We start from the raw sequence: 12,814 nt of genomic DNA, 5'->3' as shown, positions 1-12,814 counted from the left end.
AAATGTAATAGTATAGGGGGGATTTTAGAAGATAATCAATCTTCCCCCAGCCAGACGAAAAAAGGTTAGGAGAAGAATTAAATGGAGGTCAAATATATAACACCTGATCAGTTTAGCTATTTCTTGAAATTGGCTGATGCAGTTTGCATTACGGATATTGATCATACTATTTTAGAAGTAAATAATAAATATCTCACTATGACAGGATATACGAAGGAGGAGGTAAGGGGGCGTAATGCTGGTTTTTTAAAATCGAATTTAACTTCTCCATCTATTTATAGGGAAGTAAAGGATACGTTAAAACAGCTAAAATCTTGGTCAGGAGTATTTGTTAATAAAAAGAAATGTGGTAATTTATGGCATTCTCATATTACTATTTCTCCGATAGAGATAGAGAATCGTGTATATTTTATTGGAGTTTTTAGGGAATTAGAACAATTAAATCAAGGTACATATCTTAGTGAAAGTCAAAGGTTAAAAACCAAAAGAGAAATATTAAAAACAATGGCTATCTCATGCGAAATACACGATCCTGGAATTGAAAATCATCTATTAAGAGTACAAAAACTCTGTGAATCCCTTCTACAAAAAATACAAGAAAGAAATGTCCAAGCACATTATGATCCTTCATATTTCACAGATATTGTTTATACAAGTATATTGCATGATATTGGAAAGGCTGGTATTCCAGAGAGTATCTTATATAAGCCTCGGAGTTTAAATAGTTATGAAAGAGATATTATTGAGTTTCATCCAAAATTTGGTGTGGAAATATTGAGTAAAATTTCAATTGATATAAATAATAGCTTTACAAAAAGTCTTGAAATTGCAAAAAATATAATAATGTATCATCACGAGAAGTGGGATGGATCAGGTTATCCATTTAGGTATAAGGGAATGCAAATTCCTTTTGAAGCAAGAGTAGTAGGAATAGTTGATGTCTTTGATGCATTAACCAGTAGAAGAGCATATAAGGATGCTTGGGCAGAGCAGGATGCCCTACATTACATATATAAAGAACGGGGCAAGCACTTTGATCCAGAGATTACAGATGCTTTTTTAGATATGTTTGGAGTGTATAAAAACTAATTTGGTTGTATAATTATAGAAGAAATAAACTCTTGTTTCGAAGTAGTTATAAAAACATCATTTTTTTTGTGGGAACAATTTGAAGGATAAGAGATAGGGATTTTAGTAATATAAAGCCTAAACATTGAAAGAGGAGGGATTAAATATGAACAAGACTCGTAGAAAATTATTGCAATCAATAATAAATAAAAGCTAATGAATGTAGTTCAGAATTGGAGAGCGTCAAAGACGAGGAGCAGGATGCATTCGATAATTTTCCAGAAGGGCTTCAAGTATCAGAACGAGGAGAAGCAATGGAAGATGCAATAAGTAAAATAGAAAATGGATTTCAAGCATAGAAGATGACATTTCATCAATAGAAACAGCTAAGGAATAATATCTAATGCGTAATATCGAGATGACACTTTGTGAGTGGCAAGCAAGTGATGTGGACTTTTTTCGAACTCGTAAACGGTGGAATGCGGGTTTGGCGGGTGTGATTTCGGAAGGGATTTTTGTGGCAGTCCAAAAGGCTAGCAGGTTTCCTAAAAAGGGAACCTGTTTTTTGATTGCGTCAGCTTGGGCACATTCTATATATAGGGTTAGTAAGTAAGTAGTATAAAAACAGGAGGTAAAATCTGAAGAAAAGATATAGGCTAAACGAGCTCTAAAAGTCTCATAATGAACATGGAAAAGGCTCTATTTGAATGAAGGTCTTTTCTTTTAAAAGTTTAATTAAATATCACATTTTATTACATATATTGTCGAAAAAAGGAAAGTAGTTATAATATACTATCAATAAGAATAATATTCCAAATGATAAAAATATTATAGAATGAGGGGTTCTAATGTATTGGATCGAAATTAAACATGAAGGGTTACATAAGTATCGGGTTATAAAAGGCAATGATAAATATGTGGTTGAACAAAAAGCATATTTACAAAAAAAGCAATGGGATGAAATGTGGGAAAGAAAGCAAGAAGCTGAAAGAAAGAAACTTAATCGTGAACAGAACGCTATGGAAAAAGCTCAAAAGAAATCAATGGCAGAACAGTTAACTCTCGAAGCAATTAATCATCTTGAAGAGATAGACAACACGTTGTTACATACTTTAGGTGTAGACGACAATATAAACTGGGATTCACTAAAGGATAACTCAAAATTCCTAGATCCAAAACCAAAGAAACCAAAGGAACCATCTTATCCCGTAAAACCCGATATAAAGTCATTTGAACCGAAGTTTGGTATTTTGGACAAAGTCTTTTCTTCAAATAAACAGAAAAAAATTGAAGTATCAAATAAATTATTTGAAGAAGCAATAAAAGACTGGGAACAATCAACAGATAGTCTAAAAGAAAAGTACGAAAAAGAAGTTGAAAAGTATGAGGAACAATTAGCGAAGTGGAGTAATAAGAAAGAAACGTTTGAGCTAGAGCAGAAGGAAAAAAATGAAGCAATTGAGCAGAAAAAAGAACTGTATTTGGCTGGTGAAAGTGAGTCTATTATCGAATACAGTGATATGGTACTTTCTAATTCCGTGTATCCGGACTACTTTCCTCAAGAGTTTGATATAGATTATAGCTCTATCAACCGAACTTTAATTGTTGATTATATGCTCCTGGATATCTCTGATTTACCAACATTAAAAGAAGTGAAATATATCGCTACAAAAGATGATTATAAGGAAAGCCATATAACCGAAGCTGCCGCTAGAAAAATGTATGATAAGCTGCTTTATGACATCACCTTACGTTCTATCCATGAACTTTTTGAAGCGGATGCTATAAATGCTATAGATTCGATTGTATTTAATGGTTGGGTTAATACAATAAATAAGGCAACAGGGAAACATGAAAATATATGTATCTTATCTGTTCAGACAACTAAAGAAGAGTTTATGGAAATTAACTTAAGAAATGTAGAATCAAAAACATGTTTTAAGAACCTAAAAGGTGTAGGAAGTAGTAAGTTATTTAGTCTTACCCCTATTGCACCTATAATACGAATTAATAGAGAAGATGGACGTTTTATTGATTCCTACAACGTAGCAGAAAACGTAGATGAAGAAACTAATTTAGCAGCAATGGATTGGCAAGATTTTGAACATTTAATAAGAGAGATATTTGAAAAAGAGTTCAATAATTCAGGTGGGGAAGTGAAAATTACAAGGGCTAGCAAGGATGGTGGGGTTGACGCAGTAGCCTTTGATCCAGATCCCATTAGAGGTGGAAAAATAGTAATTCAGGCAAAACGATATACAAATGTGGTCGGAGTTTCATCTGTTCGTGATTTATATGGTACTGTAATGAATGAAGGTGCGACGAAGGGGATATTAGTTTCAACTGCTGACTATGGTCCTGATGCATATAATTTTGCAAAGGATAAACCATTAACATTATTAAATGGTAACAACCTTTTACATCTACTTCAGAAACATGGACACAAAGCAAAAATTGATTTAAAAGAAGCTAAAATGTTAATGAACAATAAATAATCAATTAATGTAAATCAGCTAAAAAGGAGTTCCTCAGTATCGAACTCCTTTTTATTGTGTAGTTAACTACAAATTTTCCCATTATAATAAAATAAAAACTCCAAAAAGGAGACCTAATATGATTGTCTACGAATCTACAAAACAAGAGTTCTTAAAAGACGTGTTCGAAGACCAGTTAGTAACCAACATATGTAATAACTACAATGAAAAGATTGGTCGAATTAATGAAAGAGAAGTCCGAGCTTGGGATAACTCGATGCAATATATGTATCGAGTTTTAAGCGATGCTGAAATTCCTACTAATGCTGGGGTAGCCATTGAGTTTAAGATTCCACATACCTCAAGAAGAGTCGACTTTTTGATCACCGGATCTGATCAGGACTCTCGTCAATCTGTTGTAATCGTTGAGCTGAAGCAATGGGAAAGCATTGAAAAGGTGGAAGGCAAGGAAGCAATCGTAAGGACGGCAATGAATAGAGGAATTGTTGAAACCACTCACCCATCGTATCAGGCATGGTCGTACGCTGCTCTTATCAAAGATTACAATGAAAGTGCCCAAGAAGAAAATATGGGATTGTATCCTTGTGCATACTTACATAACTATATTAACCAAGGGGAAGAAGACCCGTTAACAGATTCTATTTATAGTTATTATGTGGAGCAGGCACCTGTATTTGTTAAGGGAGATGCAGGGAATCTTAGAAGTTTTATAAAGAAGTATATTAAATATGGTGACGATAAAAAAAATCTCTATAAGATTGAAAATGGTAGAATTCGTCCGTCGAAGTCGTTACAGGATACGCTTAATAGCATGCTGCAGGGAAATCAAGAATTTATCATGATTGATGATCAGAAGGTGGTATACGAGACAGCCCTTCAGCTAGCAAACACTGCACTTCGTACGAATACGAAGCAAGTTCTTGTTGTGCAAGGTGGGCCAGGCACTGGGAAGTCTGTACTTGCGATTAACTTATTAGTAGAGGCAACAAACCGTAGCTATGTGGCACAATATGTTACTAAAAATGCGGCTCCTAGGAATGTCTATGCAACTAAGTTAAAGCAGAACTTTAGAAAGGGACATATTGATAACTTATTTACAGGTTCAGGTAGTTACATAAATGCTCCTAAGAATGAGTTTGATGTGCTCATTGTGGATGAGGCTCATCGATTAAATGAAAAATCAGGCCTTTTTAGTAATCTTGGTGAAAACCAAATTAAAGAAATCATGAATGCCTCTAAACTCTCAGTCTTCTTTATAGACGAGCGTCAAAGAGTAACCCTTAAGGACATAGGAAGTATCGGAGAAATAGAGAAATATGCAAGAGAACAATCTGCAAGTATTACTCGTGTGAAGCTGGATTCGCAGTTTCGCTGCAATGGTTCGGATGGTTATATTAGCTGGTTAGACGATGTTCTACAGATTCGTGAGACTGCAAATAGTAATTATCTAGGGATAAAATACGATTTCAGAATTTATTCAGACCCTAATGAGCTAAGAGACGAGATAAGTAGATTAAATAAAAGTGCTAACAAGTCACGATTAGTGGCGGGTTATTGTTGGAACTGGCTAAAAGAGGGGAAATCAAACACGAATGTTCATGATATAACCATCCCTGAGCATTCATTCGGGATGAGTTGGAATCTAAATAACTCGGAGACTTGGGCGATAGATGAGACTTCTGTCCAAGAAGTGGGATGTATACATACCTGTCAGGGACTTGAATTTGATTATGTTGGAGTAATTATCGGTAATGATCTCATCTATCGAGATGGAAAAGTCCTAACCGATCATACAGAAAGAGCTAAAACAGATAATTCCCTAAAGGGATTGAAAAAAATGCTTAAGGAATCTCCAGATGAGGCGGAGAGATTAGCTGATGAGATTATAAGGAATACTTATCGAACCCTTATGACAAGAGGGCAGAAGGGGTGTTTCATTTATTGTACAGATAAAGAGTTAGGAGAGTATTTTAAACAACGGGTTAATAGTCTTGAAGAAGAATATGTTGAAAATGAATTCTTTAAATCGAACTCAAGAGTCGCTGAAGAGAAAGAAATATATAAAAACTAATACACCAGCTTAGCACTCTTAGTGTAAATGATAAATGAACCAAAGGAACCGTCAAGGTGCGTCTTCTTGAGATGAAGCTAAAGAAGGTGGGTATCGCACGGTTGAAGTTCAGCCTGTTGATATGTTTCCGCATACGACGCACGTTGAGTGCGTATCGCAACTTATTCTTAAATAGTCTGTAGGCAATATTCTCGCCAAATTTGATGCTGTGCGCTAATAGTTCCGTTAGAAGCAGGAGCCTGTATAGGTTCCTGCATTATTTGTTTTTAGAAACTTAAAAACGATCATGAAAAATCATTGTAGAAATGCTTGATAATGTATAAGCATTATAATAGAAAACAAGGTATTTTTAATTTTTATAACTCTGTTGCAGATTTATTTCTTTGCCTATATTGTTAAAAGAAAGCACGTATAACCCCCAATTAGGGAGTTTACGTGTTTTTTTATAATGAAGAACTTGTAGTTATTATCTTCAAATTCCCCCAAAAGTCTACTTTATATAATAAAATATTACTAATATATGAAATTCTCACCATCTGGAGGGATAGAAGTGACCGTTGGCGAACGTGGCAGAGTGTTAATCGTTGATGATGAAATATTGATTAGACAAGGGGTTAAGCATTATCTGAACTGGGAACAGGAAGGATTTGAAATTGTCGGAGAAGCATCGAATGGTCATGAAGCACTTCAAATCATTGAAGCGGCCCATCCACATATTGTCATTACTGATATTGTGATGCCGATGATGGATGGAGAAGAATTAACGAGAATTATCAAGGAACGTTATCCACAGATTGAAATCATTATCCTAAGCAGTTTTGGAGAATTTGACTATGTCCGCTCAACCTTCCAAAGCGGAGTGGTTGATTATATTCTTAAGCCGAAGCTAGAGGCGAAGGGACTTTTAAAAGCCTTAAAATCGGCTGCTGCTAGAATTCCTAAATTACAATTAACGGAGAATCCTGCAGCGGTTGACCTTTCCATTGAGCAAATGATCCAAAAACTGATTGCTGGATATGAAGTACCTCTTGCTAAGGAGAAGATTTTTGACACCTTCCCTTATCGTAATTTTTGTTTATTAGGTGTTGTTTTTAGAAATGGAAAAACGGAGTTGTCTCCCACTCTTAAGGGACATATGGAGACAGAGTTAGGTGAAGAGTATTCTTTTTTTTATGATAAAAATATTGTTCTAGTCAATGGAGGCCATTTTTCAAAGCTAATAAAGTACCTAAAAACAGTGGGTGAATCAACTACTGATTATGTTTTTGCCTTGAGCGAATCTTTTACTGATTTTTCATCGTTAGGAAGGATGTACAAAGAGAGCCTGACGAAATTATTAAGTTACCGTTTTTATTTCGCTGAACATCCACTTTTAATGAAACAAACTCTTCCCATGCAAGAGGGTAATCGAGAGAGCTTTAACTTAGATTGGTTTACAAGTGAATTTAAGCGGAAAAATTTTGAAAGTGCTTTCAATTATCTCGATAATCATGTAACAGCCCTTTCCACTTGCTATACATTGGATGTATATGAATACAAGGCATTTTTCGGAAACATCATTTTTAATATCACCGTTCTGCTTGGGAACATGGATTATCAAGTAAAGGAATTGGATCAAGCGAAATACACGTATTTTAAGTCAATTGATGAGACGAAGACGGCTAAAGAGGCTGTCGATCTACTAGCACAGTTTATTTCAGAGGCAAAAGAATGTATCCAGTCGTCCTCCATTCAGTACGACAACCTGAATATGAAAAGGCTGCTAGATTATATCAAGGATCATTATGCGGAGCCGTTAACCCTGACGGACGTTGCCAAGCATTTTCATTTCAATCCATCCTATTTATCAAGTTACTTCTCGTCACATAATGATGAGGGTTTTATTGAATATTTGAATCGGATTCGAATTGAGGAAGCCTCTAAACAGCTAATCGAGGGGAAGGCTACGATCTCAGAAATTAGTGGAATAGTGGGTTACTCTGACCACAGTTATTTTTGCAAAGTGTTTAAAAAATTTACTGGTCTGTCACCAAGTCAATTTAGAAGAAAACATAACACGAGATAAGAGATGGTATTCACATGAGATATATTCCCGAACGATTTAGACATAACAACTTGTTTATCACCATGTTTTTAATAAGTGTCATCATCATCATTACGGTGTCTATAACCATTACGTGGACGACGATTCGGATGTCAGAGGAATTCTTTTTTGATAAGTTCAGTATCACCAATGCGAAAGTAATGGATCAAGTAGAGGAAAGCTTCGAAAAGTACCATTATTCGGTTGTCGTTGCATCAAACAACTTACTTCAAAGCGGTACGATAAAGGAAATTCTTACAAAGAAAGGTTCAAATGTAGAGAGATACCATGATTTATTTACGTTGGAGCAGCAAATGAGAAGGATAAAATCTAGTGTCGATACGTATGAAACCGAGATTATTATCACAGGCACTAATGGTATTATTTTTTCCACTGATCGTACGTACTGGCCAATAACTGATGAGGAGCTAAAGAAGGGTGTGATTGATCGTAATACGGTTAGTCAGCCGAAGAAGCTGATGTACCAATTGGACCAACGCCCTGCTAGTACAGGGGGAAGCTACATGGTTACATCAAAAGCGTTGATGGAAAGAACTTCTGGAAACATTTACGGCTCTATGTACTTTGCTATACAAGAAAGTGAGTTTAGAAAATTTTACTCAAGCTATACAAGTCCAGGGAACCATGTGTTCTTAGTAAACAAATCGGGAGTCATTATGTCGAGCGATCAGTCAGAGCTTATCGGCAAAAAATCAGAGGAATTACTTCACTATGCTCAAGAAATAAAAACTGAATCGAAGGATTACATCATTGGGGACTTCTTAGGAAAAGAACATATCATTTTGACGAAATACCTTCCATCTTATGAAATGTATATGTTTAATATCATTGATAAAAAAACCGCCTTTGGCAATCTGATTGATAAAAAGAAAATGGTGCTTATTTCAATGGGAATTGTTTTTGTTGCACTCCTATTTGTGTTTCTAGCTTCAAGAAGAATGACCAATTCATTGTCAAAGTTAGTAAAGCAAATTGAAAGTACTTCCAAGCATGACTTTGACCAGTATGTAACCGTATCGGGAACATATGAAACGAGACAAATCGGACATGCTTTTAATTCCATGCTTGATGAGCTTCATGAGTATGTTGATCAACTGGTCGTGTCTCAAAAACAGAAGCGGAATGCTGAATTGGCGGCCTTGCAGCAGCAAATTAACCCCCATTTTTTATACAATACACTAACATCAATCAAGTTCATGGTCCAGCAAGGTGGAAAAGAAGAGTCTGATGCAATCATTAATGCACTCATTTCCCTACTACAAAATACCATTGGCAATGTTAGTGAAACCATTACGTTAAGGCAGGAAATAGATAATCTCAAGAATTACGTTCTCATCAATCAAAAACGCTATGGTGAACGGATAAAAGTAAACTATTTTGTTTCTCCTGGATGCGAAGAAATGCAAATCCCCAAGCTGATTTTACAGCCTTTTATGGAAAACTCCTTTTTTCATGGATTTATTCAAAAGCATGAGGGATATATCAATGTCTTGGTTTGGGAGGATGACAATACGTTAATTTGTGAGGTTGTTGATAATGGGAATGGGATGGAGGTTTCTGCAGAATGTGATCTCCCTGATACGAAACGTAAACAACAGCACTTCTCTGGAATTGGGGTAAGGAATGTGCATGAGCGAATCCAACTTATCTATGGGGAGGATTATGGTGTAACGATATCTAGTAAGCTAGGAGAAGGGACAAAGGTGAGGATTACCCTTCCGAGTCAAAAATAGTCTTAGAATCTAAAAAAATTACAATAAGTAGATTGTAAGCGTATCCAATTAACTGAAAATTTTACAAGGTATTAAAAATATCGTCCTAACTAATAACTCCGGAATGTTGCTAATATAAGGAATGTAAGGTTTAGATAACGCTTACAAAAGAGAAAGAAATCAAAATTGGGGGGATATCGATGAAAAAGCTTCTTGTATTATTTTTAGCAAGTTTTCTGTTACTGACGGCTTGTTCCTCAGGCTCTAAAACAGAAGAGACTTCTAGTGAGGCAAAGGATACAAATGAAATAACGGTTTGGGCTTGGGACCCGAATTTTAACATTAAAGCAATGGAACTTGCAAAAGAAACTTATGCTTCAGAGGATTCGGAACTAAAGATTAATATTATCGAAAACGCACAAGATGACATTATTCAAAAGTTAAATACGAGCTTAAGTTCTGGTACAACGAAAGGGATGCCGAATATTGTTCTTATTGAAGATTATCGTGCACAAGGCTTCCTACAGGCATATCCAGATATGTTCCACGAACTAACAGGCACATTTAAAGCCGAAGATTTTGCTGATTATAAAATTGCTCCAACAAGCTTAGATGGAAAGAACTACGGTCTGCCATTTGATACGGGCGTTACAGGTCTATATGTAAGAACCGATTATTTAGAGCAAGCTGGTTATAAAGTTGAAGATCTACAAAACATCGATTGGGATAAGTACATTGAAATCGGTAAAAAAGTAAAAGAAGCAACTGGGAAACAAATGTTAACACAAGATCCTAATGACCTTGGATTAATTCGTATGATGATTCAAACAGCTGGTTCATGGTACTTAGAAGAAGATGGTGTCACACCTAACTTGGCTGATAATGAAGCACTTAAAGTGGCATTTGAAAGCTATAAGAAGCTATTAGATGCCGATTTAGTGAAACCAGTATCTGACTGGAGTCAATTCTTAGCAGGATTTAACAGCGGTGATGTGGCAACTGTACCAACAGGTAACTGGATTACTCCATCTGTGAAGGCGGAAGCTTCACAATCTGGCAAATGGGCAGTTGTTCCATTCCCGAAACTTCCAGGTGTAGCTGATTCTGTAAACGCTTCAAACTTAGGCGGAAGCTCTTGGTATGTTCTTAACGTACCAGGTAAAGAAAAAGCGGCTGAGTTCCTTGGAAAAACTTTCGGTTCAAACGTTGAGTTCTACCAGACGATCAATAAAGAAATTGGCGCAATCGGTACGTATAAGCCAGCTTCTGAAGGTGAAGCATACCAAGCAGCAGACGAGTTCTTTGGCGGTCAACAAATCATTGCTGATTTCGCAAAATGGACAGCAGAGATTCCACAAGTAAACTTTGGCTTACACACATACGCAATCGAGGACATTCTTGCAGTGGAAGCACAAAACTTTATTAAAGGTAAAGAGCTTGATAAAGCATTAGAAGATGCTCAAGGTCAAGCTGAAACTCAGGTGAAATAATTTAAATAGGGTAAAAGCCTCGTAACTCGTCGGCTTCAGCGATTTAGTGTCAGGCGAGATTGTCGGGGCTTTTATTTTTAAAAAACTAGATAAGGAGATGACTTGATGTGATACCTGCAAAAGCCAACCCATCCATCCAGACAGTAAAGTCCACTCGCGGGCATCGATTGAAAAACACAGTCATTGGCTGGTCGTTTGTAACGATTGCCGCCGTGTTGATTTGCTTATTTTATTTTTACCCGATGGTTCAGGCTTTTATTATGTCATTACAATCCGGTAGGGGAACAAACTTAACCTTTGTCGGCTTCGAAAATTATGCACGTTTATTAAAAGACCCTGTATTTCTAACCACGGTAAAAAATACAGTGATTTACTTAATCATTCAAGTCCCATTGATGATTATTCTTGCATTGTTTATATCGGTTTTACTGAATGATAAGGCTTTGAAATTTAAGGGCTTTTTCCGAACGGCCATATTCTTACCGTGTGTCACCTCGCTTGTTGCCTATTCTGTTATTTTCAAATATCTATTTGGTCAAGATGGTCTGATTAATATTATGTTAATGAAGCTATCGTTCATTTCAGAGCCGGTTCAATGGTTGACGGATCCATTTTGGGCGAAAATCACGATCATTATCGCCATTACCTGGCGCTGGACTGGCTATAACATGATTTTCTATCTATCAGCCCTTCAAAACATCGATCATTCTATTTATGAAGCAGCCAAAATCGATGGTGCTTCACCGATTCAAACCTTTTTCAAAATTACGATTCCTATGTTAAAACCAATCATTTTGTTTACTAGCATTACCTCTACGATTGGAACGCTTCAACTGTTCGATGAAGTCATGAATATAACGGTGGGTGGACCAGGGAATGCGACGATGACCATCTCTCAGTATATTTACAATCTGTCCTTTAAATATACGCCGGACTTTGGGTATGCAGCTACGGTTTCCTATGCAATTGTTATTTTGATCGTTATTTTCTCCATCATTCAGTTTAAAGTGGCAGGTGATAAAAATGCTTAAAAAAGTCTTCGGGTATGGGTTTCTTACGATCGCTTCAATTGTCTCTATCTTTCCATTTTTATGGATGATCATCAGTGCAACGAATAAATCAGTGGATGTCACAAAAGGGAGATTATTACCAGGAAGTCATTTAATAGAAAATGTAACCAATCTTCTTAATACAGTTGATCTTATTCCTGCCCTAGTTAATTCTGCGAAAATCTCAATTATTACTACTGTACTTGGAATGCTCATCGCTTCATTGGCTGGCTATGGGTTTGAGATTTTCCAAAGCAAGGCAAAGGACTATTTATTTAATTTCTTGCTCCTTTCCATGATGATTCCATTTGCCGCATTAATGGTTCCGTTATTCAGGATGTTTGGAACGATTTCGCAAACGGCACCGATGATTGGAATTGATACCATTTCCGCGGTTATTTTACCAACCGTAACAACTGCTTTTCTCATCTTCTTCTTCCGACAAAGTACGAAAATGTTTCCAAAGGACATTCTTGAGGCAGGAAGAATTGACGGGTTAACGGAGCTAGGCGTTTTTCTTAGAATTTATATTCCAACGATGAAAACCACGTATGCAGCGGCGGCCATTATTACGTTTATGGCCAGCTGGAATAGCTACCTTTGGCCGCTAGTTGTGCTTCAGTCACCAGAAAATCAAACCATTCCATTGTTGATATCGGTACTTGGTTCTAGTTATTCTCCTGACTTTGGCGTGATTATGACGGCTATTGTTATTGCGACTTTACCGGCAGCACTGATCTTCTTTATTATGCAAAAGCATTTTGTTGCTGGAATGATGGGCTCTGTTAAATAGGAAATTAAAAATATAGATAGGAAGTGTAATAG

At 36.3% G+C, this 12,814-nt stretch carries 10 protein-coding genes and 1 pseudogene; all 11 read left to right on the top strand.

Annotated features, from left to right (window positions below; all coding sequences use genetic code 11):
* Positions 1 to 81 precede the first annotated feature (81 nt).
* The 11 genes and pseudogenes from ACQ5H4_RS17680 to ACQ5H4_RS17630 all read left to right on the top strand — a co-directional run bounded on the left by ACQ5H4_RS17680 (position 82) and on the right by ACQ5H4_RS17630 (position 12,782).
* Positions 82 to 1,089: an HD-GYP domain-containing protein gene (locus tag ACQ5H4_RS17680; RefSeq protein ID WP_430776310.1), complete on the top strand. Its 1,008-nt coding sequence runs from the start codon at positions 82 to 84 to the stop codon at positions 1,087 to 1,089.
* Positions 1,090 to 1,301: 212 nt separating this feature from the next.
* Entirely contained in the window at positions 1,302 to 1,427 is a 126-nt protein-coding gene (locus ACQ5H4_RS17675; protein ID WP_430776309.1) for a hypothetical protein, read from the top strand.
* A gap of 44 nt (positions 1,428 to 1,471) precedes the next feature.
* Complete coding sequence (locus ACQ5H4_RS17670; protein ID WP_430776308.1) at positions 1,472 to 1,681, top strand: hypothetical protein; 210 nt, start codon at positions 1,472 to 1,474, stop codon at positions 1,679 to 1,681.
* A 304-nt stretch (positions 1,682 to 1,985) separates the two neighbouring features.
* Positions 1,986 to 3,563 carry a restriction endonuclease gene (locus ACQ5H4_RS17665; protein ID WP_430776307.1) on the top strand — a complete coding sequence of 526 codons (1,578 nt, stop codon included), beginning with the start codon at positions 1,986 to 1,988 and terminating at the stop codon, positions 3,561 to 3,563.
* A gap of 118 nt (positions 3,564 to 3,681) precedes the next feature.
* A complete protein-coding gene (locus ACQ5H4_RS17660; protein WP_430776306.1) occupies positions 3,682 to 5,634 on the top strand; it encodes a DNA/RNA helicase domain-containing protein in 1,953 nt (650 codons plus the stop codon).
* 79 nt (positions 5,635 to 5,713) lie between these two features.
* A pseudogene (locus ACQ5H4_RS17655) lies at positions 5,714 to 5,809 on the top strand (hypothetical protein); the annotation flags it as partial.
* Positions 5,810 to 6,184: 375 nt separating this feature from the next.
* Positions 6,185 to 7,699, top strand: coding sequence for a response regulator (locus ACQ5H4_RS17650; RefSeq protein WP_430776305.1), 1,515 nt, complete (start codon positions 6,185 to 6,187; stop codon positions 7,697 to 7,699).
* 14 nt (positions 7,700 to 7,713) lie between these two features.
* Complete coding sequence (locus ACQ5H4_RS17645) at positions 7,714 to 9,471, top strand: sensor histidine kinase (protein WP_430776304.1); 1,758 nt, start codon at positions 7,714 to 7,716, stop codon at positions 9,469 to 9,471.
* 179 nt (positions 9,472 to 9,650) lie between these two features.
* The gene (locus ACQ5H4_RS17640) at positions 9,651 to 10,940 is read left to right on the top strand and encodes an ABC transporter substrate-binding protein (protein WP_430776303.1); all 1,290 of its coding nucleotides are present in this window, start codon (positions 9,651 to 9,653) and stop codon (positions 10,938 to 10,940) included.
* A gap of 134 nt (positions 10,941 to 11,074) precedes the next feature.
* A complete protein-coding gene (locus ACQ5H4_RS17635; RefSeq protein WP_430776352.1) occupies positions 11,075 to 11,971 on the top strand; it encodes a carbohydrate ABC transporter permease in 897 nt (298 codons plus the stop codon).
* A complete protein-coding gene (locus ACQ5H4_RS17630) occupies positions 11,964 to 12,782 on the top strand; it encodes a carbohydrate ABC transporter permease (RefSeq protein WP_430776302.1) in 819 nt (272 codons plus the stop codon). Before ACQ5H4_RS17635 ends, ACQ5H4_RS17630 begins: the two co-directional genes overlap by 8 nt.
* Positions 12,783 to 12,814 lie beyond the last annotated feature (32 nt).

This window comes from Bacillus coreaensis (assembly GCF_050586445.1).
Classification (GTDB): domain Bacteria; phylum Bacillota; class Bacilli; order Bacillales; family Cytobacillaceae; genus Robertmurraya_A; species Robertmurraya_A coreaensis.
This window is presented reverse-complemented; position numbering and strand designations above follow the sequence as displayed.